This window comes from Roseisalinus antarcticus (assembly GCF_900172355.1).
Taxonomy (GTDB): Bacteria; Pseudomonadota; Alphaproteobacteria; order Rhodobacterales; family Rhodobacteraceae; genus Oceanicola; species Oceanicola antarcticus_A.
Genome location: NZ_FWFZ01000019.1, coordinates 54,583 through 75,314, shown reverse-complemented (window position 1 = coordinate 75,314; position 20,732 = coordinate 54,583). Strand labels below are relative to the sequence as shown.

Genomic DNA, 20,732 nt, shown 5'->3' with positions numbered 1-20,732 from the left:
TGCGGCGGACGCGCCGCAGTATCTAGGGGCGAACTATGACAGGCAGACTTCACGGATCCAGAATCTTGACGCGCACGGGGCTGGGGCTTGCCGCGGCGCTCACACTCACCGCCTGCGAGAACGGGCAGTTCCAGATGCCCGCCTTCGCGACCCGCGCCGCGGGCAACCCGGCCGCGGAGGGCCCCGGAAGCACCGTCGAACTGGTGGAACGCGATGTCGAGGCTCCCGAGGTGTTCCAAGTCACGGAAGCCGGCCTCTGGGACGGACGGCCCTCGCTGGGCGGTGTATGGGTTGCACATCCGGACGTCGACGAACCCGAGCGGGTCATCATCCGCAACCGCGAGACCGGCCAGTTCGTCATCGGGGCGCTGTTCCGCCGGGAGCGGGAGAATCCCGGGCCGCGGCTGCAAATCTCATCGGATGCGGCCGAGGCGCTTGGCGTCCTGGCCGGCGCTCCTACCGACCTCAATGTCACGGCGCTGCGGCGCGAGGAAACCGCCGATGCGGCCGCGCCCGCACCCGATGCCGCCATCGGCGCGGAGCCGGTCCTCGATGACGGCGCGGCGGCATTCGATGCGCCGGCGGACGTGGCGATGACCTCGCTCGACCCGATCGCCTCCGCCGCGGCCGCGATCGACAGCGCCGAGACCGAGACACGGGTCGCCGCCCCGGCGCCCGCCCCGGCGCCCACGCCCACGCCTGCCAGGGCCAACTCCGATCTGGACCGGCCGTTCGTGCAGATCGGGATCTTCTCGGTCGAGGACAACGCCACCCGCACCGCGGACCGGATGCGGGCCGCCGGGATCGTCCCGACCGTGCTGGAGCAGGAGACCCAGGGCCGCGCGTTCTGGCGCGTCGTCGTCGGACCTGCGCGCAATACCGCCGAGCGCGCCGAGCTGCTCGAAAAAGTGAAAGCGCAGGGCTTTGCGGACGCCTACGCTGTGACCAACTGATCGGTTCGCGCGGCCGTCCCGACCGGGCGGCCGCGTCATCGGGCCCCGGAGCCGTTGCGGCCCGTGCGCCTTCGGGATAGTCACCGGGCCGATCGCATTTGCAAAGGAAGCCGACGCATCATGGTCCGACGTCTTGCCGCCCTCCTTCTGGTCTTCATGGCCGCCGCGCCGCCGCTGTCTGCCCAGACCTTCGACACCCAGGCCGGCGCGGCCTATGTGCTGGACCAGACCACCGGGACGGTGCTGCTGGAAAAGCAGGCGGACGCTCCCCTGCCGCCGGCGTCCATGTCCAAGCTCATGACCCTTTACATGGCGTTCGAGGCGATCGCGGACGGCCGACTTCAGCTCGACGAACGCCTGCCGGTGAGCGAGCACGCGATGTCCTACGGCGGCTCGACCATGTTCCTCGATACCACGGACCGGCCGCTGGTCGAGGATCTGCTGCGAGGGATCATCGTGCTGTCGGGCAACGATGCTTGCGCGGTCATCGCCGAGGCGCTGTCGCCCGACGGAACCGAAGCGGGCTTTGCGCGGCTGATGACGGAGCGCGGACGCGAGATCGGGCTGACCAACTCGGTCTTCGTCAATTCCAACGGCTGGCCCGCCCCCGGCCACCACATGAGCATGCGGGACCTGGGAACCTTGGCCAACCGGCTGATCACCGAATTCCCCACGTTCTATCCGCTGTTTTCCGAACAGGAATTCCTGTTCGACGGGCGTGCGCCGACCAACATCCACAACCGCAACCCGCTTCTGGGGCTCGGGATCGGCGCGGACGGGCTCAAGACCGGCCACACGCAAGAGGCGGGCTATGGCCTCGTTGGCTCGGCAAAGCAGGGCGACCGCAGGATCATCTTCGTGATCTCGGGCCTCGACACCCAGCAGCAACGGGCCGACGAAAGCGAGCGCCTGGTCAACTGGGCGTTTCGCCAATTCGTCGAGCGCAAGGTGACGACCGCCGGGACCCGTATCGCCGAAGCCGAGGTCTGGATGGGCGCGGCCCCCGATGTGGGCCTGACCGTGACCGAGGACGTCCGTCTGTTGCTGCCGGTGCTGGAGCAGGACTCGCTCTCGGCCGAGGTCATCTATACCGGACCGATCGAGGCGCCGGTCGCCCAGGGAGACGAAGTTGCCGAACTGGTCATCAATCGCGAAGGTCTTCCGGAGGTGCGCGTGCCCCTCGTGGCCGAGGCCGACGTCGAGCGTGGCGGGTTCCGCCAGCGGGTCCAGGCCGCCGCCCTCGTGGTCCTGCGCAAGATCGCGCCGGAGGCCGATCTGACCGCCCTGCCCGGCGCGTGACGACCCGTTCATGACGCGCCCGGGCCGCTTCATCACCTTCGAGGGCATCGACGGCTCCGGCAAGTCCACACAGGCCCGGCTTCTGGCCGAGCGTCTGCCCGACGCGATCCTGACCCGAGAGCCTGGCGGCAGCCCCGGCGCGGAGGAGATCCGTGCGCTTGTCCTGACCGGCGATCCCGGGCGCTGGTCCCCCGAGACGGAGCTGTTGCTGTTCACCGCCGCCCGCCGCGATCACCTCGAGAAACGGATCGACCCCGCGCTCGCCGCCGGCCGGACGGTGATCTGCGACCGTTTCGCCGACAGCACCCGGATCTACCAGGGCGCCACCCGAGGCGATCTGCGCGAGAAGGTTGACACGCTCCACCGCCTGATGATCGGCCGGGAGCCGGACCTGACATTCATTATCGACATGGACCCGGCCGCGGCTCTTTCACGCGGTCTCGCCCGGCCCGATGCGGAAAGCCGGTTCGAGGATTTCGGCCTCGAGATGCAGGAAAGGGTCCGCGCCGGATTTCTCGCGCTCGCGCGGCAATATTCGGACCGCTGCCGGGTGATCGACGGCAACCGGGCCGTCGAGGCCATCGCCGCCGATATCGCCACGCAGATGGGTCTCGCCGCCCCGGGCTGAGCTCCGGCGCGAACCCGATTGCACCCGCGCCCGATCTGCGCGACACCGAAGCCATGAGCGTTTCCACCGATCTGCCGGAACCGGACCGCCTGCCCGGTGCACCCCATCCGCGCGACACGCCCCGCCTGTTCGGACAGGATCGGGCCGAGGCCGATTTCCTCGATGCCTACGCGTCGGGCCGGCTGCATTCGGGCTGGCTGCTCAGCGGGCCCAAAGGCATCGGCAAGGCGACGCTCGCCTGGAAGATCGCGACCTTCCTGCTGGCCGAGCCCGCGCAGGCCGACGGCGGCCTCTTCGGGCCGCCGCCGCCGCCCACCTCCCTCCATGTCGACCCCGAGCATCCCGACGCCCGGCTGATCCGGTCAGGGGCCCATCCGCGCCTTCACGTCCTGCGGCGCGGCCCCAATGACAAGGGCGACAGGCTCTCGGCCGAGATCCGGGCCGAGGTGGTGCGCGGCATGAAGCGCTTCTTCCAGATGTCGGCCACCGACGGCGGCCGTCGCGCCGTGATCGTCGACGCCGCCGACGAGATGAACGTCGCCGCCGCCAATTCCCTGCTGAAGGAACTGGAAGAGCCCCCCGCCCGCACCACGCTGCTTCTGGTCGCCCACCGGCCCTCGCGCCTTCTGCCCACGATCCGCTCGCGCTGCCGCGAGCTGCGCCTGTCCCTTCTCGGCCCCGAAGACCTGGCCCGGGCCCTGGACCAATCGGGCATCGACATCCCCGAGACCGAAGCGATGACAGCCTTGTCCGGCGGGTCCGTCGGCGAGGCGATCCGGCTGGTGCAGGGCGACGGGCTGGCGCTCTATGCCGATCTGGTCAGGCTCTTCTCCGATCTGCCCCGCCTCGACCGCCCCGCCGCGCTGAAGCTCGCCGACAGCTGCGCCGGCCGGCAGAACGACGCTCGGTTCGAGATGGCGCTCGACCTCGTCGACCGCTTCCTGTCGCGCACCGCGCGGGCCGGGCTGATGGGCGAACCCGCGGTCCAGGGCGCCCCCGGCGAGGCCCGGCTGCTCACCCGCCTCGCCCCCGAAGTGCGCGCGGCCCGCACCTGGGCAAACCTCAGCCAGACATTGATCGACCGCTCCCGCCACGGGCGGGCGGTCAACCTTGACCCCGCCAGCCTCATCCTCGATATGGTCTTCAAGATCGAAGAGACGGCGCGTCACACGACCGTATCCGAGGCCAAGGCATGACCAGCACAGCACCCCAAATCGTCGACAGCCATTGTCACCTGGATTTCCCCGATTTCGACGCCGAGCGCGGCGCGGTGATCGACCGTGCCGTGGCGGCCGGCGTGGCGCGGATGGTCACGATCTGCACCCGCCTGCGCAACGAACCGGCCGTCCGCGCCATCGCCGAAGAACACGACCCGGTCTTCTACGCCGCCGGAACCCACCCGATGAGCGCCGCGGAAGAGCCGATGACCTCGGTCGACGAATTGCTCGCCCTGGCCCGCCACCCCAAGTTCGTGGGCATCGGGGAGACCGGGCTCGACTACCACTACACCGCCGACACCATGGAGGTGCAGAAGCGTTCGCTCCGCCTGCACATCGACGCGGCCCGCGAAAGCGGCCTGCCGCTGATCATCCATGCCCGCGACGCCGACGAGGACATGGCGGCGATTCTGGCCGAGGGCTATGCCAACGGCCCCTATTCCTGCGTCATGCACTGCTTCTCCTCCGGAGCGGGCCTTGCGCGGGCCGCCCTCGATCTGGGCTTTTACCTGTCGATGTCCGGCATCGCCGCCTTCCCCCGCTCGACGGAGCTGCGCGACATCTTCGCAGCGGTCCCCCTCGACCGGATCCTGGTCGAGACCGACAGCCCCTATCTCGCGCCCCCTCCCCACCGCGGCAAGCGCAACGAGCCCGCCTTCACCGCGCACACCGCGCGCGTCGGCGCAGAGGTCTTCGGTCTCTCGTTCGAGGAATTCGCCGCCGCCACCACCGCCAATTTCGATCGCCTCTTCTCCAAGGCCGCCGGCTGGCCCGCCAAGGCCGGGGCCGCCTGATGGCCACCCTCGCGTTTCGTATCCTCGGCTGCGGCTCCTCCGGCGGCGTGCCCCGGCTGGGCGGCCACTGGGGCGCCTGTGATCCGGACAATCCCCGCAACTTCCGTCAGCGGTGCTCCGCGCTGGTCACGCGCAGCGATGCGGGCGGCACGACCCGGGTGCTGATCGACACCAGCCCCGACATGCGGGCCCAACTCATCGCCGCCGGAACGGGCAAGCTCGATGCCGTGGTCTACACCCATGCCCATGCCGACCACGTCCACGGGCTCGACGACCTACGCCAGATCGTGTTCAACATGAAAAGCCGCCTGGCCGTCTGGGCCGACGGCGCGACCGGCGACGCCCTGCTCAGCCGTTTCGGCTACGCCTTCGCCCAACCCGTGGGCTCTCCCTATCCGCCGATCCTCGACCTCAACACGATCGACGGGCCGATCGTCATCTCCGGCGCCGGCGGTGACATCACCCTGACCCCGATCGAAGTGGAACACGGGAGCATCGACGCCCTCGGCTTTCGGATAGAGAACCTCGCCTATGTCCCTGACGTCTCGGACATCCCCGACCACAGCTGGCCGCTCCTGGAAGACCTGGACTGCTGGGTCCTCGACGCCCTGCGGCGCACGCCCCACCCGACCCATGCGCACCTTGCCCGCAGCCTCGAATGGATCGACCGCGTGCGCCCGGCTCATGCGGTCCTCACCAACATGCATATCGACCTCGATTATGCCGAGGTCGCCGCCGAGACGCCGGTCAATGTCGACCCCGCCCATGACGGCCTCACCCTGACCTTCGAGGTCTAGGTGCGCGACACCAGGCGCCAAGGCCCGCCTTTCATCTTGGCCGGCAAACTCCCGCCGGAGGCTCCCGCCCCCGCCTCATTCCGGACGCCCGACACATGAGTGCGCTGCTCGACGTCATCATGCCCGTCTTCCTGGTCATCGGCTTCGGCTACCTGGCCCGGTGGCGCAACCTCTTCTCGGACGAGGGCATCGACACGCTGGTGAAGTTCACGCAGAACATCGCGATCCCGTGCCTGCTGTTTCGCGCGATCTCGACGCTGGACCTCGACCGATCGTTCGAGTGGCCGCTGCTCGTCACCTTCTACACCGGCGCGGTCTCGGGCTTCGTCGCGGGCTTCTTCGGGGCGCGCCACCTGTTCGGGCGCCCCTGGGACGATTGCGTGGCCTTCGGCTTCTCCGGGCTCTTTTCGAACTCGGTCCTGCTCGGCCTGCCGATCATGGAGCGCGCCTACGGCACCGAATCGCTGGCCAGCAATTACGCCGTGATCGCGATCCACGCACCCTTCTGCTACGGACTCGGCATGACCGCGATGGAGGTGGTCCGCGCCCGTGGCGCCCCGGCCCGCGCCCTGCCCGCCAAGATCCTGAAGGCGATCTTCTCCAACGCGCTGATCCTCGGCATCGCGCTCGGCTTTGCGGTCAACCTCAGCGGGCTCGCCCTGCCGGGCTTTGCGACCGATGCGGTCGACCTGATCGTGCGGTCGGCCCTGCCGGCCGCGCTCTTCAGCCTCGGCGGCGTGCTCTATCGCTACCGGCCCCAGGGCGACATGCGGGCGATCCTCTACGTATGCTCGCTCAGCTTGGTGCTGCACCCGGCCATCGCCTTCGGGGTCGGCCGGGCGCTGGACATCAGCGACGCGGCACTCCGGTCCGCCGTCGTCACCGCGGCCATGGCACCCGGGGTCAACACCTACGTCTTCGCCAACATGTACGGCACGGCGCGACGGGTCGCGGCCTCGGCCGTGCTGATCGGGACGGGCCTGTCGATCCTGACCGTCTGGTGCTGGCTCGCGATCCTACCCTGACCCCGGCCCTGCCCGACCGAAGGGGTGACACCCCGCCCCCGCCGCGCCGCCGCTCGGCGGCCAGCTCCCCCCCCAGCGCCGCGTCCAAGCACGCAATCCCGGGCGATCTTTCGTCAAAAAGGGAAATGGGGCTGAACCGCGACCGTCAGTCAGGCAGGAGTCCCGGAATTTGGTGTCCGACCCCAACGCAGGGGCCGGACAGGATCTTTGCCGCGGCGAGGGCCGAAGGCCCGGATCAGCCCGGGGTCATGCCCCGCAGCCGCTCGGACCGGCGCCGCAGAAGCTCCAGCGTAATCAGCAGGATGACCGAGAAGGTCACCAGGATTGTCGCCACGGCGAGGATCGTCGGCGAGATCTGCTCGCGCAGGCCGATGAACATTTGCCACGGCAACGTCTTCTGCGCGGCCGCACCGACGAAGAGCACCACGACCACCTCGTCGAACGAGGTGATGAAGGCGAAGAGACCGCCCGAGATCACGCCGGGCAGGATCAGCGGCATCTGGACCTTGAAGAAAGTCTTGACCGGCCCCGCGCCGAGGTTCGCAGAGGCGCGGGTCAGCGACCGGTCGAAGCCGACGAGCGTCGCCGTCACCGTGATGATGACGAAGGGAATACCCAGCGCCGCGTGGGCGAGGATAACCTTGATGTAACCTGTCATCTCCTGGCTGAAGCCGAGGTTGTCCTCGAGCCAGTTGCCCATCGCCGAGTAGAAGAAGAACATCCCCGTGGCCGAGATGATCAGCGGGACGATCATCGGCGAGATCATGATCGCCATGATCGCCTGCCGCCCCGGAATATGGGACTGCGAGAGGCCGATGGCCGCGATCGTGCCCAGCGTCACCGCGATGATCGTCGCGAAGGGCGCGATGATCAGCGAGTTCCGCATCGCCAGCTGCCAGTCGCTGCTGTTGAAGAAGTCCTGGTAGTGCTTCAGCGAATAGCCCGCCGGGTCGAGCCGCAGCATCTCCGGCGTGAAGGTGAAGAAGTTCTCGGCGTTGAAGCTCAGCGGAATGATGGTCAGGATCGGCGCGATCAGGAAGAAGAAGATGAACCCGCAGATGAACAGGAAGCTGTTGTGCCACAGCACCTGTCCGGGGGTGGAGTAGATCGGCACCCCCCTGCGGTAGTCGCCCGAAGTCAGCCAGTAGGCCGCCCAGCTCAGGATGGCGCCGATGATGGCGCCGCCGACGAGGCCGCCGAAGCCGCCGGCGATCAGGCCCAGCGCACCGCAGAGTGCGATCGCGCCCCAGCGGCCCATGGTCCGGTTGTGCTCCAGCACCATGCCCGAGACATAGGCAAAGGCCGCGCCGAGGATCGCCCCGACGATGACTCCGATCAGCGGCATCGAGGCGGCCTGTCCGCCAACATATCCCAGGATCACCCCCAGAAGCGCCGTCAGCGGCATCGCGAAGGTGGTGACGGCCTTGTGTTCGCTCGCCACGTCGGCGGGGTTTGTCAATGCGTCGCTCATGGCCTCAGCCCCCCAGGTTCACGTTGTCGATGCCCACGATCCGGTCGTAGAGCCAGTACAGCACCAGCACGAGCGCCAGCAGGATGGAGCCGAGCGCCGCGGCCAGACCCCAGTTCAGCGAGCTGGAGATGTGGTAGGCGATCCGGTTCGAGATGAAGACACCCTTGGTGCCGCCCACGATCTCGGGCGTGATGTAGTAGCCGATCGACAGGATGAAGACGAGGATCGAGCCCGCGCCGATCCCCGGGACCGACTGCGGGAAATAGACCCGCCAGAAGGCCGTCCAGTTCGTGGCCCCAAGGGACTTCGCCGCCCGCAGGTAGCTTGGCGGCACGGTCTTCATCACCGAGTAGAGCGGCAGGATCATGAACGGCAGAAGGATATGCGTCATCGCAATGATCGTGCCGGTCTGGTTGTTGATCAGGGCGAGCCGGCTGGCATCGTTCACGAGGCCCAGCCAGACAAGCAGATCGTTGATCACCCCCTGCTGCTGCAACAGGACTTTCCACGCCGAGGTTCGCACCAGCAGCGATGTCCAGAACGGAAGCAGGACAAGGATCATCAGGACGTTCGCCGTCCGCATCGGCAGGTTCGCCAGCAGCCATGCCACCGGATAGCCCAGAAGGATGCAGCTGAAGGTGATCATCAGGGACATCACCATCGTCCGCAGGAACAATGTGCCATAGATCTTGCGGTCGTCATCGACCACCTCGACCCCGTCCGGCGTCAGCTGACGGTCGATCGAGGCCAGGAAATAGCCCGGCGTGTAGGACGGCGAGAACGTCTGGATCGTCGACCAGAGGTCATAGCCCAGCCAATCCTCGTCGATCTCCTCGAAGGCGGCCTGATAATCGAATGGCCCCATCGTGTCGGTGATGGCCAGCGCCTCTTCGAGCAGCGCCCGGGTCTCGCCGTCATAGGCGGACGGCGCGGACGGATCCGCCGCAAGATCTTCGTAGAGCGACAGATAGACGATATTCCAGGGCTCTTCCTCGGCCGGCGTTTCCTCGTCCTCGACCCGCAGGACGCGGGCGAAGTCCGCGAACATGGCCGAGGTGCGCGGCAGGGGCTCTTGCACGCCCTCGCTGAATTCGAACGGCGGCGGAAGCTCGTCGAAGCCGAAGCCCGCAGCCTCGGCGCGTTCGGCCCATTCCGCATGCGCCTCCACCCAGTTGTCGGAGGCGAACATGGTCACCCAGGTCGCGGGCTCTACCCAGAGCGGGTCGATCTCTTCGAAGGCGTCGGTGTGATCCTCTCCGAAGTCGTCCACCTCGCGACCTGCCTGACGGAAGAGCGAGGAAAGCCCCGTCGTCTCGTAATTCAGGCGCGAGCCGAGGCTGGTGTGATTATTGAGTTCCGTGGCAACCACCATGTCGCGGGCCATCGCGGCAAAGACCGCCTGGCTCGGCGGATCGCCGCTTTCAGCATCCCAAGAGTCCAGCGCGACAACAGTGCGGGGGAGCGTGTCAGAGACGATCTGATTTTCGACCGACCGGAAAAGCATCTGCCCGATCGGGATGATGAAGGTTATCATGATGAAGATCAGCAGCGGCGCAACCAGCAGCAACGCCTTGATCTTCTGCCGCCGCATGGAGCGCGCGAGCGACGACTTCAGAGACGTTCCGTCTGCCGCAAGCATCGGTCCGGAAGGCTTGTCCTTGCCCCCGGCGTCCGAATTCGGCCTGGGCCCTGCTGTCGCGTCGGTCATTGGCGCTTCTCCTCGGCCTGCTCCGGGCGATCTTCTCTCCCAGGGCGTCCTGTCTCTGTTTCGGAGCGTTCTCCGCCCCCTCGTCCGGCCCCGGCGTCACGCCGCGGCACACTTGCGTCAGGTTCCCTCGACGAGAATCATCGTGCTCTCGGCTGTCCTGCGGCGAATATCGGCGATGGCTTGGTAATCGGGGTCGTAATAGGCCGCCCGGGCAGCCTCGAAACTGTCGAATTCGATGACGACATGACGGTTCTGGGTCGCGCCCTCGGGGGTCTCGGATTGCCCGCCGCGGACGATGAACCGTCCGCCGGAGGCCGCCATGAACACCGTATCCTTAGCGACATACTCCTTGTATGCCTCCGGATCCGTCACGGTGATGTGGCCGATGATATAGCCCTTGGGCATCTCATCCCCCCTCTGCGTCCCGTCAAAGCCGGGCCGGACCGACAAGGGCCCGCCCCGAAAGTATCAGCGCTTACTGCGCGAGCCACGCCTGGAACTTGGCGTCCAGATCGTCGCGATAATCCGCCCACCAGGTGTAGTTGTAGACGAAGGGGTTGGTTGCGTTCGCCGGGTTGGTCGGCATGTGCGGAGCCATGGCCACGCCAAGCTCTGCGTGGTCGCCCACCAGTGGTGCGGAGCTGGCGCGCGCCGGACCGTAGGAGATGTAAGCGGCCTGATCCGCCAGACGCTGGGTATCCGTGGCGAAGTAGACGAAGTCCAGCACGCGGGCCAGACGGTCATCGGGCAGATCGGCCGGGATGATCCAGCCGTCAAGGTCGAACACCTGCGCGTCCCAGAGCATGGCGATGGGCTGGTCCTGCTCCACGATCGCAGAGAAGAAGCGGCCGTTGTAGGACGAGCCGATCACCGCCTCGCCGTCAGCCATCGACTGGATCGATTCGGCTGCCGACGACCACCAGATCGTTTCATCCTTGATCTCGTCGAGCTTGGCGAAGGCACGGTCCTGGCCCTCTTGGGTCTCGAGCACGTCGTAAACGTCCTCCTGCGCCACGCCGTCGCAGATCAGTGCCCATTCGAGGTTGTTGATCGGCCGCCGCTCGAGCGTCCGGGTTCCCGGGAAGGTCTCGAGGTCGAAGAGCGCACAGATGTCGCTGGGCGTCTCGCCGTTCCACGCCTCGACATCCGTCCTGTAGGCCGCCGTGGTCGAATAGACGATCTGCGGGATGAAGCAGTCGGACACGATCAGGTCTCCGAAATCTTCGGATGCGGGCGTGCCATCGGGTGCCGGCGCAAGGATCTCGTCGTGATCGACCTCCATCGCCAGACCTTCGTCGCAAAGGCGGATGGCGTCAGAGGCCACAACGTCGACGAGGTCCCAGGTCACGTTGTCGGCCTCATACATGGCGCGCATGCGCGCCACGGCCTGCGGAGAGCTCTCATCCCAGGTCGCGCTGATCTCAGGGTTCATCTCGAGATAGGGCTCGAGATAGGCTTTCTGTTGCGATGACTGGTAGGCGCCGCCCCAGCTGACAAGGGTCATGCTGTCGGCCATTTCGACATGGCCGGCGGCCCAGACGGCCGTGGTCCCGGCAACAAGTGCCGACGTCGCCATTAGAATCCTGTTGGTCTTCATATTCGTCTCCCGTGTTTTTGTCCGGTTTTTTCGCTTACAGCCTGCGCCGTTCCGGACACCCGAACGCAGCACCCGCCGAATGCCGTCTCAGGCGTCCAGCGCGCGGCAATCGTCGGGCAGCCAGCCGATTTCGATCTGGCTTCCCGGCGTCAGACGCACCTGGTCGGGCGCGTTCCGCGTCTTCATGACGAAATCCTCCTTGCCGGCGACCTTGAGCCGCGTGCGGAAGATGTCCCCCATGTAGATGAATTCCATGACCTCTGCCTTGAGGGTATGGGCCCCCTCCTGAAGACGGTCCTTGTTGTATTCCACCCGCTCGGGGCGAATCGACACCTTGGTGCGCTCGCCGGCCTTGGACACGTTGACCGGCTTAGCGTCGATCACGTCGCCGCTGTCGAGCTGCACGATGCAGGTGTCGCCCTTAACTTCCTTGATCACGCCTTCCAGCGTGTTGTTCTCGCCGATGAACTGCGCGACGAAGCTGTTCTCGGGGCTCTCATAGAGCTGATCCGGCGGGGCCAGTTGCTGGATGCGGCCATCGTCGAACACCGCGACGCGGTCGGACATGGTCAGCGCCTCGGTCTGGTCGTGGGTCACGTAGACAACGGTGATCCCCAGACGGTGCGCGAGGTTGGTGATCTCGAACTGAAGCGTCTCGCGCAGCTGCTTGTCGAGCGCACCGAGCGGTTCGTCCATCAGCACCAGCTCCGGCTCGAACACCAGCGCACGCGCCAGGGCGATCCGCTGCTGCTGCCCGCCCGAAAGCTGTGCCGGGCGACGGCCGCCGAAATTGCCCATCTCGACCATGTCGAGGGCGCGCGTGATCTTCTTTTCGCGATCCGACTTGCCGATCTTGCGCACTTCCAGCGGGAAGGCGAGGTTCTCGGCCACGGTCATGTGCGGAAAGAGCGCATAGTTCTGGAACACCATGCCGATCCCGCGCTTGTGCGGGGGGATGTTGTTGATCGGCCGACCGTCCAGCTTGATCTCGCCGTGGGTCGCGGTCTCGAAGCCTGCCAGCATCATCAGGCAGGTCGTCTTGCCCGATCCCGAGGGCCCGAGCATCGTGAGAAACTCGCCCTTGGGCATGGCAAGGTTGAGATCCTTGACGACGAGATTCTCGCCGTCATAGCTCTTCTGGACGCGCTCGAAGGCGACGAAAGAAGACTCGTTCGCAGTGTCGGCCAAGTGGTTCTCCCCGTGTTTCCAACCGGTTTGATCGGCTTTCTTGGAGCAAACTAAAGCCGACGACGCCCGGGATTGCAACCCACCCCCTGGAATCCGCTCCTTCGTCATGCAGATGAATACATTTTGTGCAGCCTGCGGAGCCGAATCCGAAGAATTGCACGCTGATTGCCCTTCAAACCGCTTTGGGTTCCTATTCCGGGCCATCCGGCCGCTGTGCCGACGACAGCTTTGCCGCCGACCGGATCGCCGCCAGGATGTGGCTGGACATGACGCTGGAGGCCCAGTGCGGATCCCGTGCGCGGATCGCGTCGACGATCTCGCGGTGGTGGCCGATGGACCGGATCAGGTCGCTTTCGGAGTAGCTGTGATAGGTCCGGGCGACGACGCCGACGTCGAACGCCGCCGCCAGCACGGTGATCAACCTTGCGGAATGCGCGGCCTCGGCGATCTGGCGATGGAATGCCTCGTTGGCCTCGGAGATGATGCGGAAATCGGTGGGGGTCCGGGGCGGCGTGTGGCGCGCCATGAGTTGCGCAAGCTCATCCATCCGGTCGATCTGCTTGGCGGTGGCGTTGAGCGCCGCGCGCTCGGCCGCGTAGGATTCGAGCCGGAGTCGGATCTCGTAGACCTGCTCCAGCTCGTTGGCCTCGAAGGGCGCGACCCGGGTGGAATAGCCGGTGCCGCGCTCGGCGAACCCTTCCAGCAGCAACCGCTTGAGCGCGTCGCGCACGGGCGTGCGGCTGAGGTCGAGCTCGGTCGCCAGGGCCTGCTCCGTCAGCCGCGTGCCCGGCGCGAGCTCCCCCGAGAGGATCCGGGTGCGGATCGTCTCGTAGGCCAGATCGGCCGCCGCGCCCTGGCGGGCCCCGTCCTTCATGCGGCGCCGGCAGGGAATCCGCCCGCCTTCATGACCATGCCCGGCAGGGTGCGGCCCAGCTGCGCCTCCAGCCATGCGGCCGTCTCGATGGCGGCATCCAGGTCGACGCCGGTCGGTATCCCCGCCCGGTCCAGCATGTAGACCAGGTCCTCTGTCGCGATATTGCCCGTGGCCCGGGGCGCGAAGGGACAGCCGCCGACGCCGCCGAGGCTCGCATCGAACCGGCGGACACCGGCCTCGAGCCCCGCCCAGGCGTTGGCGATTCCGGTGTTGCGCGTGTTGTGCAGGTGCAGCCGCAGCGGCACGTCGGGAAAGGCCGCGCGCACCGCGCCGACCCTTTCGGTGACGTCGCGCGGGGTGGCCACGCCGATGGTATCGGCCAGCGACAGTTCGTCCGGGGCGTGGGCCATCACCGCCTCCACGACCTCCATCAACCGCGCCAGCGGCACCTCGCCCTCGAAGGGGCACCCGAAGGCGGCGCCGATGGTGCAGCCCAGCGCCAGGCCCGATGCCGCCTGCCCGCGAATTTCCGCGAAATCCGCGATGCTGCGCTGGGTTGGAACGCCCTGGTTGCGCTGGTTGAACGTGTCGCTGGCCACGACGACGAAATTCGCATCCCGCAGCCCCGCGGCGACGGCCCTGTCGTAGCCCCGGCGGTTCAGGGTCAGCCCGATGTAGCGGCCGTCATCCCGTGGCAGCCCGGCGACCACGGCATCGGCATCCGCCATCTGCGGCACCCGCTTGGGGTTGACGAAACTCGTGACCTCGAAGCTGCGCAGGCCCGCCGCCCGGGCCCGGCCGATCAGCGCGAGCTTCGCCTCCGTCGACAGCAAGACCGGGTCATTTTGTATCCCATCTCTCGGCGAAACCTCGATTATTTCGACATTTTCGATCATTTTCATTGGTTTCCCTTGATTTTGGTATACAAATTACCCGACGTTACCTTTGACGCAACAAGAATCGTTTGACCGGAACTGGGGAGGCAAGATGACGGAAGCCGAGGCGCGGCAAGGACCGCTGAGCGATGTCCGCGTGATCGAGATGGGCCAGCTTCTCGCGGGGCCGTTCTGTGGCCAGCTGATGGCCGACTTCGGCGCCGAGGTCATCAAGTTCGAGCAGCCCGAGATCGGCGACCCGATGCGCCAGTGGGGCCGGGAAAAACCCCATGGCAAGTCGCTCTGGTGGCCGGTCGTCGCGCGCAACAAGAAATCCGTCACCATCAACCTGCGCACCCCCGAGGCGCAGGAGATGATCCGCGACCTGATCCGCGACACCGACATCCTGATCGAGAATTTCCGCCCCGGCACGCTGGAGCGCTGGAACCTCGGTTACGAGGAGCTCGCCAGGATCAACCCCAGGCTGATCATGGTGCGGGTGACAGGCTTCGGTCAGACCGGCCCCTATTCGTCCCGCGCGGGCTACGGCGCGATCGGCGAGGCGATGGGCGGGCTGCGCTATGTCTCGGGCGATCCCGGCAACCGTCCCTCGCGCATGGGCATCTCGATCGGGGACGAGCTGGCGGCGATGCACGCCTGCATGGGGGCGCTGATGGCGCTGCATGCCCGCGAGCGGACCGGCAAGGGACAGATCGTCGACAGCGCGATCTACGAGGCCGTGCTCAATATGATGGAAAGCCTCGTCACCGAATACGACGTGGCGGGCTATGTGCGTGAGCGGACGGGGGCGATCCTGCCCAACGTCGCGCCATCGAATGTCTATCCGACGGCGGATGACAAGTTCCTGCTGATCGCGGCGAACCAGGATACCGTATTCAAGCGCCTGGCCGAGGCAATGGGCCGGCCCGAGCTGGGCACCGACCCGCGCTATGCGACCCATTCGGCGCGCGGGGCGAACCAGACGGAGCTCGACGACCTGATCTCGGACTGGACCCGCACCGTGCCGCTGGAGGCGCTGCAGCAGAAGATGGACGAGCACGGCGTGCCCTGCGGCCTGATCTACAAGGCCGAGGACATGATCTCGGACCCGCATTTCAAGGCCCGCGAGGCGATCATCGACATCGACCACCCGGATTTCGGCTCGATGAAGATGCAGAATGTGGCGCCGCGGCTGTCGGACACGCCCGGCGCAATTCGGCACGTGGGGCCAGAGCTTGGCTCTCACAATTCTTATGTCTACGGTGACCTTCTGGGGCTCAGCGCCGAGGCGCAGGCCGATCTGAAGTCGCGGGGGATTATCTGATCCATGTCTGACGGCGCGGCGCGGCTTGCATTCCTGACCGTCGGAGAGGCCGCCGATCACCTCGGCCTGCACCGGCTGCGGGTGCGCGAGGCCGTGGCGCGGGGGCTGATCCCCGCCCGGCGCGACAACGAAGGGCGGCTGCGGGTCGACCTGACCGACGTGCGCACACAGAAGGTGGAAAAAGGGATGCGCGAGGGCGCCCTGCCCAGCGATGCCGCCCTGCTCGAAGGGCTGTTCGACGAGATCGAGGAACTACAGGACGAGCGTGACCGCGCGGCCCTTCTCGAAGAGCTGGCCGCCCGGCAGGCCGACGCCATCGACCGCGCCGACGCCGCCCTGGCCGAGGCGGAGATGGACCGCACCCGGCTCGAAGGTTTGCTGGACCGGGCGCTCGACGTGCTGGAGAACCGCACCGCGGATGCCGAGCGGCTGGCCGACACCACGGGCCGCGCACTCGAGGCGCTGGCGCGAAGCGGCGACCTGATGGAGGACCGCGCGGCGGACCAGAGCCGGCTCGCCGCGCTTCTGTCGCGGGCGGTGGACATGGCCGAAGAAAGCCAGAACGCCAGTGAAAAAAGGGTCGCGCGGATGGATGCCGCGGCAGGCCGCGCCATCGACCTGCTCGACCGCGCGATGGCCGAGGCCGAAGAGGGCCGGGACAGCGCCCGGCGCGCGGGCGAGGCCCTGGGCCGGGCCGTCGAGACAAGTGAACTGCTGGAAGCTGAGGTCGCCGAACGCGGCCGGATAATCGAACAACAAAGAAAGACCGTGGACCGCGCCCTGACCATGTCGGAGCGGGCAATGGCTTTGTCATCGGATGCGACGCCCCCGCGGCGCGGTTTCTGGGCACGGCTGTTCGGTCGCTAGGGGAGACGAGGAATGACCACCACAGACGACCTGATCCGGCGATACGAGGAGCGGCTGAAGGCCCTCGAAGAGCGGCTGTCCCGCGTCGAGGGCGGCACCGGGCCGGCGCCGTTGCGCAGCTCCACCCGGCTGTCCCGCGCGGCGGGCCTGCGACTGGGCGTGGACGTGGGCGGCACCTTCACCGACCTGCTTCTGCTCGACGAAAAGAACGGGCGGACGTTCACGGCCAAGGTCCCCTCGACGCCCGAAGACAGCTCTCGCGGGGTTCTGAACGGGATCGAGAAGATCTGCCGCGAGGCCGGGATCGACCCCACCGACATCGCCGAGGTGATGCACGGCACGACCGTGGCCACCAACACCGTGCTCACCGGCTCGGGCGCACTGGTGGGGCTGGTCACGACCAAGGGCTATCGCGACACGCTGCAGATCGCGCGGTCCTTCGTGCCCGGCGGGCTGGGCGGCTGGGTGATCTGGAACAAGACCGCCCCCCTGGCCCCGCTGGAGCTGACCATCGAGGCCGACGAGCGGATGGACGCACAGGGCAACGTCCTGGTGCCGCTGGACGAGGCGCAGATCCGCAAGGAACTGAAGACGCTTCTGAAATCGGGGATCGAGGCACTGACCATCGCGCTGTTCAACGCCTATGCCAACGACGCGCATGAACGCCGGATCGCCGAGATCGCCCAGGAGATCGCGCCGGACATCCCGGTTTCCACCTCCGCCGCGGTCATGCCGGAGATGTACGAATACGAACGGACCGAGACCACCGTGGTCAATTCCTACGTGCGCCCCGTCGTGTCGAAATACGTCCGCAACCTCGAAGGAGAGCTGAAGTCGCGCATGGGCGCCGACGTGATGCTGCAGATCCTGCGCTCCGACGGCGGTCTGTCGTCGGCCCAGTCGGCGATGGATGCGCCCGTCAACCTGTTGATGTCGGGGCCGGCCGGCGGCGTCTCGGGGGCTGTCTGGATCGCCAAGCAATCGGGGTTCAAGAACCTGCTGACCTTCGACATGGGCGGCACCTCGACCGACGTGGCCCTGATCGAGAACCAGACCGCGCGCACCCGGCGCGAGACCCGGGTGGGCGACGTCACCGTGCGCGCACCCTCCATCGACGTGCGCACCGTGGGCGCCGGCGGCGGCTCCATCGCCTATGTGCCGCAGCTGACCAAGGCGCTGCGCGTGGGGCCGCAATCGGCCGGCGCCGTCCCGGGCCCCGCCGCCTACAAGAAGGGCGGCGAAGAGCCGACGGTGACCGACGCCAACGTGGTGCTGGGCTATCTGCCGTCGGACGCGAAACTCGGCGGCGACATGGATATCTCGCGCGACCTGGCCGCCGCCGCGGTCAAGAAGGTCGCCGACGGCATGGACCTGACCGTAGAGGACGCCGCCGAAGGCATCATCCGCATCGTCAACGAGAACATGGTCGGTGCGCTGCGACTGGTGTCGGTCGAACAGGGATATGATCCCCGCGACTTTGCCCTGATCGGCTTTGGCGGCGCCGGGCCGCTCCATGCCAACGCGCTGGCGCGGCTGGTCAATTCCTGGCCCGCGATCGTCCCCCCAGGCCCCGGGGTGCTCTGTGCCTATGGCGACGCGACCACGCGGATGCGCAACGAGGCGAGCCAGACCTATGTCACCGCCGTCTCGGCCACCACCGACCGCGAAATCGGCAAGATGCTGGCCGACCTGACCGACCAGGCCGCCGAAACGCTCGCGGAGGACGGCGTCAGCCGCAGCGAGCAGGACGTGCTCTATCAGGTCGACATCCGGTACAAGGGTCAGGGCATGAAGCTGACCGTCGACCTCACACCCGACACTTTCGACAAGGAGGGGATCGCCGGCATCGCCCGCCGCTTCGACGCCGAACACGAGCAGCTCTTTACCTTCGCGCTCGACGCCGAGCACGAGCTGGTCGGCCTGCGCGCGGTCGTGCAGGGGGCCGAGAAGAACTTCATCGAGACCCGGGCCGAGGACACCGGCACCGACTCACGTGGCGCCCGCGTCCAGCCCACCCGGATCTATGCCGACGGCGCCTGGCGCGAGGGCTATATCTACGACCGATCGAAGCTGCGTCCCGGCAACCGGGTCGACGGCCCCGCCGTCGTGACCGAGATGGACAGCACCTCCGTCATTCTTCCCGGCCACGTCGGCATCATCGACGCCGTCGGCAACATCCTCATCTGGCCCGAGGGCCACGAAAAGGCGAAAGGCTGAACCCATGCCCGCACGCATCATCGAAACCAACCCCGCCCCCTTCAGCCGCGTCGACGTCGACCTGATCACGCTCGACATCGTGGAAAACGCCCTGCGCAACGCGCGCAACGAGATGGACGCGGTGCTGTTCCGCACCGCCATGAGCCCCGGCATCCGCGAACAGCACGACGCCTTCCCGATGATCGCCAACCAGGAGGGCAAGATGGTCGTGGGCCAGTTCGGCTCTTTCCTCTACGGCTTCATCAACGGCTATGAAGGCACGATCGAGGATGGCGACATCTTCATCACCAACGACCCCTATTCCTGCAACGGCGCGGTCAGCCACCTGAACGACTGGCTGCTGATGATGCCGATCTTTCACGAGGGCAAGCTGGTCAGCTGGGCCGCGATGTTCGGCCACATGACCGACGTGGGCGGCAAGGTGCCGGGCTCGCTGCCGACCGACGCCAAGATGATCTACGAGGAAGGCGTCATCGTTCCGCCCACCAAGATCTATCGCGGCGGCGAGGTGCAACAGGACATTCTCAACATCCTGCTGGCCAACACCCGGATGCCCGAGTGGAACAAGTCGGACTTCTACGCCATCATCGCCGCCCTGCGCCTGGCGGAACGGCGGGTCCGCGAGAACATCGACCGCTTCGGGGCCGATACCTACATCAGCGCGATGTGGGACATGCTGGACCGCAACAAGGTCGCCATGGGCGCGATCATCCAGATGATCATTCCCGAGGCCAAGGACGGCAAGAAGGCGGAATTCCACGACTGGATCGACGACGACGGCATGGGCAACGGCCCCTACAAGATCGCCTGCACCCTGCACCGCGAGGGCGAGAAGGCGATCTTCGACTTCTCCGCCTCGGACCCGCAATCGTTTTCGTCGATCAACTTCCTGCTCAACGAAGAGATGTTCAAGATGTTCTTCGGGGCGTTCACGATCAACCTCTTCGATCCGCAGATCCTGTTCAACGACGGCTTCTACGACCTGGTCGAGGTCCATATACCCGAAGGCTGCATCCTGAAGCCTAAAAAGCCCGCGGCCCTGTCGTGCCGCACGCACATGCTGGGCCGGATCTTCGACCTGATGGGCGGGTTGCTGGGCCAGGGGGCGCCCGACGCGCTCAACGCAGCCGGCTTCTCGGACAGCCCGCATTTCATGTATTCCGGCTTCGACAAGGGCGGCGAGTGGTATCAGCTGTTCCAGATCGGGTTCGGCGGCGTGCCCGGCCGGCCGGTAGGCGACGGCCCCGACGGCCATTCCATGTGGCCCGCCTTCACCAACGTCCCCAACGAGTTCCTGGAGGCTTACTTTCCACTGCGCATCCGCACCTATGCGACGATCCCGGATTCGGGCGGTGCGGGCAAGCACCGTGGCGGCAACGGCATCACCATCGCCTACGAACTGCTGGAGGAGGGCGAGGTCTCAATCCATGACGACCGCTGGCTGACCTACCCCTGGGGCGTGAACGGCGGCGAGCCGGGGATGCGCTCCACCAAGACGCTGGTGCGCAAGGACGGCACGACCGAGAACATCCCATCCAAGTGCGACCGGGTGAAGGTCATGCCCGGCGACATCCTGCATTTCAACACCTGGGGCGGCGGCGGCTGGGGCGACCCGCTGGAGCGCGAGACCGCGGCGGTGCTGCTGGACGTCAAGCGGCACCTCGTGACGATCGACGGTGCCCGGCGCTACGGCGTGGTCATCAAGGGCGGCGCGGTGGACGAAAGCGCCACCGCCAAGCTCCGCAAGGAGATGGCGGCCAAGCGCGGCGGAACCGAACTCTTCAACCGCGGCTTCGGCTCGATCAAGGAGCTCAAGGCCCGGGCCGAGAAAGAGACCGGCTTCAAGCCACCGGTCGACCCGGTGTTCCGCGCCCAGTTCCGAACCGCCGCCGAATAAG

18 protein-coding genes are annotated in these 20,732 nt (G+C 66.9%); 11 read left to right on the top strand and 7 right to left on the bottom strand.

Features of this window, described 5'->3' with window-relative positions; genetic code table 11:
• The first annotated feature begins 35 nt into the window (after nt 1-35).
• The 7 genes from ROA7023_RS15830 (at nt 36) to ROA7023_RS15800 (ending at nt 6,713) form a co-directional block, all read left to right on the top strand.
• Entirely contained in the window at nt 36-953 is a 918-nt protein-coding gene (locus ROA7023_RS15830) for an SPOR domain-containing protein (protein WP_085880014.1), read from the top strand.
• A gap of 120 nt (nt 954-1,073) precedes the next feature.
• Nucleotides 1,074-2,252 carry a D-alanyl-D-alanine carboxypeptidase family protein gene (locus ROA7023_RS15825; RefSeq protein WP_085880013.1) on the top strand — a complete coding sequence of 393 codons (1,179 nt, stop codon included), beginning with the start codon at nt 1,074-1,076 and terminating at the stop codon, nt 2,250-2,252.
• A gap of 10 nt (nt 2,253-2,262) precedes the next feature.
• The gene (tmk, locus tag ROA7023_RS15820; RefSeq protein ID WP_085880012.1) at nt 2,263-2,880 is read left to right on the top strand and encodes a dTMP kinase; all 618 of its coding nucleotides are present in this window, start codon (nt 2,263-2,265) and stop codon (nt 2,878-2,880) included.
• Nucleotides 2,881-2,933: 53 nt separating this feature from the next.
• Complete coding sequence (locus ROA7023_RS15815; RefSeq protein ID WP_085880011.1) at nt 2,934-4,076, top strand: DNA polymerase III subunit delta'; 1,143 nt, start codon at nt 2,934-2,936, stop codon at nt 4,074-4,076.
• Nucleotides 4,073-4,891 carry a TatD family hydrolase gene (locus ROA7023_RS15810; RefSeq protein ID WP_085880010.1) on the top strand — a complete coding sequence of 273 codons (819 nt, stop codon included), beginning with the start codon at nt 4,073-4,075 and terminating at the stop codon, nt 4,889-4,891. The genes ROA7023_RS15815 and ROA7023_RS15810 overlap by 4 nt, the downstream gene beginning before the upstream one ends.
• Nucleotides 4,891-5,688: an MBL fold metallo-hydrolase gene (locus ROA7023_RS15805; protein WP_085880009.1), complete on the top strand. Its 798-nt coding sequence runs from the start codon at nt 4,891-4,893 to the stop codon at nt 5,686-5,688. The genes ROA7023_RS15810 and ROA7023_RS15805 overlap by 1 nt, the downstream gene beginning before the upstream one ends.
• A gap of 95 nt (nt 5,689-5,783) precedes the next feature.
• Nucleotides 5,784-6,713: an AEC family transporter gene (locus ROA7023_RS15800; protein ID WP_085880008.1), complete on the top strand. Its 930-nt coding sequence runs from the start codon at nt 5,784-5,786 to the stop codon at nt 6,711-6,713.
• Between the two features lie 235 nt (nt 6,714-6,948).
• Here ROA7023_RS15800 and ROA7023_RS15795 read toward each other — a convergent pair whose 3' ends face one another.
• The 7 genes from ROA7023_RS15795 to ROA7023_RS15765 form a co-directional block, all read right to left on the bottom strand.
• Nucleotides 6,949-8,184, bottom strand: coding sequence for an ABC transporter permease (locus tag ROA7023_RS15795; RefSeq protein WP_085880007.1), 1,236 nt, complete (start codon nt 8,182-8,184; stop codon nt 6,949-6,951).
• 4 nt (nt 8,185-8,188) lie between these two features.
• The gene (locus ROA7023_RS15790) at nt 8,189-9,892 is read right to left on the bottom strand and encodes an ABC transporter permease (RefSeq protein ID WP_085880006.1); all 1,704 of its coding nucleotides are present in this window, start codon (nt 9,890-9,892) and stop codon (nt 8,189-8,191) included.
• A 117-nt stretch (nt 9,893-10,009) separates the two neighbouring features.
• The gene (locus ROA7023_RS15785) at nt 10,010-10,297 is read right to left on the bottom strand and encodes a DUF1330 domain-containing protein (protein WP_085880005.1); all 288 of its coding nucleotides are present in this window, start codon (nt 10,295-10,297) and stop codon (nt 10,010-10,012) included.
• 70 nt (nt 10,298-10,367) lie between these two features.
• Nucleotides 10,368-11,489: an extracellular solute-binding protein gene (locus ROA7023_RS15780; RefSeq protein ID WP_085880004.1), complete on the bottom strand. Its 1,122-nt coding sequence runs from the start codon at nt 11,487-11,489 to the stop codon at nt 10,368-10,370.
• A gap of 87 nt (nt 11,490-11,576) precedes the next feature.
• On the bottom strand, nt 11,577-12,677 hold the full coding sequence (locus ROA7023_RS15775; protein ID WP_085880003.1) for an ABC transporter ATP-binding protein: 1,101 nt from the start codon (nt 12,675-12,677) through the stop codon (nt 11,577-11,579).
• Nucleotides 12,678-12,867: 190 nt separating this feature from the next.
• Nucleotides 12,868-13,551, bottom strand: coding sequence for a GntR family transcriptional regulator (locus tag ROA7023_RS15770; protein ID WP_085880002.1), 684 nt, complete (start codon nt 13,549-13,551; stop codon nt 12,868-12,870).
• Nucleotides 13,548-14,453, bottom strand: a complete 906-nt coding sequence (locus ROA7023_RS15765) for a hydroxymethylglutaryl-CoA lyase (protein WP_085880001.1) — start codon at nt 14,451-14,453, stop codon at nt 13,548-13,550. Before ROA7023_RS15765 ends, ROA7023_RS15770 begins: the two co-directional genes overlap by 4 nt.
• An 85-nt stretch (nt 14,454-14,538) precedes the next feature.
• Here ROA7023_RS15765 and ROA7023_RS15760 point away from each other — a divergent pair, with 85 nt between their 5' ends.
• The 4 genes from ROA7023_RS15760 to ROA7023_RS15745 are packed head-to-tail and all read left to right on the top strand — an operon-like array spanning nt 14,539 to nt 20,731.
• Complete coding sequence (locus ROA7023_RS15760) at nt 14,539-15,750, top strand: CaiB/BaiF CoA transferase family protein (RefSeq protein WP_085880000.1); 1,212 nt, start codon at nt 14,539-14,541, stop codon at nt 15,748-15,750.
• Between the two features lie 3 nt (nt 15,751-15,753).
• The gene (locus tag ROA7023_RS15755; protein WP_085879999.1) at nt 15,754-16,617 is read left to right on the top strand and encodes a helix-turn-helix domain-containing protein; all 864 of its coding nucleotides are present in this window, start codon (nt 15,754-15,756) and stop codon (nt 16,615-16,617) included.
• A 12-nt stretch (nt 16,618-16,629) separates the two neighbouring features.
• The gene (locus ROA7023_RS15750; RefSeq protein ID WP_085879998.1) at nt 16,630-18,834 is read left to right on the top strand and encodes a hydantoinase/oxoprolinase family protein; all 2,205 of its coding nucleotides are present in this window, start codon (nt 16,630-16,632) and stop codon (nt 18,832-18,834) included.
• A gap of 4 nt (nt 18,835-18,838) precedes the next feature.
• Nucleotides 18,839-20,731 carry a hydantoinase B/oxoprolinase family protein gene (locus ROA7023_RS15745; RefSeq protein WP_085879997.1) on the top strand — a complete coding sequence of 631 codons (1,893 nt, stop codon included), beginning with the start codon at nt 18,839-18,841 and terminating at the stop codon, nt 20,729-20,731.
• Nucleotide 20,732: the final 1 nt, after the last annotated feature.

Bases quoted from the DNA above. Each gene is read 5' to 3' on its own strand.
- ROA7023_RS15765 (WP_085880001.1), bottom strand. From the start codon at position 14,453: ATGAAAATGATCGAAAATGTCGAAATAATCGAGGTTTCGCCGAGAGAT.
- ROA7023_RS15795 (WP_085880007.1), bottom strand. From the start codon at position 8,184: ATGAGCGACGCATTGACAAACCCCGCCGACGTGGCGAGCGAACACAAG.
- ROA7023_RS15825 (WP_085880013.1), top strand. From the start codon at position 1,074: ATGGTCCGACGTCTTGCCGCCCTCCTTCTGGTCTTCATGGCCGCCGCG.
- ROA7023_RS15810 (WP_085880010.1), top strand. From the start codon at position 4,073: ATGACCAGCACAGCACCCCAAATCGTCGACAGCCATTGTCACCTGGAT.
- ROA7023_RS15830 (WP_085880014.1), top strand. From the start codon at position 36: ATGACAGGCAGACTTCACGGATCCAGAATCTTGACGCGCACGGGGCTG.
- ROA7023_RS15805 (WP_085880009.1), top strand. From the start codon at position 4,891: ATGGCCACCCTCGCGTTTCGTATCCTCGGCTGCGGCTCCTCCGGCGGC.
- ROA7023_RS15800 (WP_085880008.1), top strand. From the start codon at position 5,784: ATGAGTGCGCTGCTCGACGTCATCATGCCCGTCTTCCTGGTCATCGGC.
- ROA7023_RS15750 (WP_085879998.1), top strand. From the start codon at position 16,630: ATGACCACCACAGACGACCTGATCCGGCGATACGAGGAGCGGCTGAAG.
- tmk (WP_085880012.1), top strand. From the start codon at position 2,263: ATGACGCGCCCGGGCCGCTTCATCACCTTCGAGGGCATCGACGGCTCC.
- ROA7023_RS15785 (WP_085880005.1), bottom strand. From the start codon at position 10,297: ATGCCCAAGGGCTATATCATCGGCCACATCACCGTGACGGATCCGGAG.
- ROA7023_RS15745 (WP_085879997.1), top strand. From the start codon at position 18,839: ATGCCCGCACGCATCATCGAAACCAACCCCGCCCCCTTCAGCCGCGTC.
- ROA7023_RS15780 (WP_085880004.1), bottom strand. From the start codon at position 11,489: ATGAAGACCAACAGGATTCTAATGGCGACGTCGGCACTTGTTGCCGGG.
- ROA7023_RS15770 (WP_085880002.1), bottom strand. From the start codon at position 13,551: ATGAAGGACGGGGCCCGCCAGGGCGCGGCGGCCGATCTGGCCTACGAG.
- ROA7023_RS15755 (WP_085879999.1), top strand. From the start codon at position 15,754: ATGTCTGACGGCGCGGCGCGGCTTGCATTCCTGACCGTCGGAGAGGCC.
- ROA7023_RS15790 (WP_085880006.1), bottom strand. From the start codon at position 9,892: ATGACCGACGCGACAGCAGGGCCCAGGCCGAATTCGGACGCCGGGGGC.
- ROA7023_RS15815 (WP_085880011.1), top strand. From the start codon at position 2,934: ATGAGCGTTTCCACCGATCTGCCGGAACCGGACCGCCTGCCCGGTGCA.
- ROA7023_RS15760 (WP_085880000.1), top strand. From the start codon at position 14,539: ATGACGGAAGCCGAGGCGCGGCAAGGACCGCTGAGCGATGTCCGCGTG.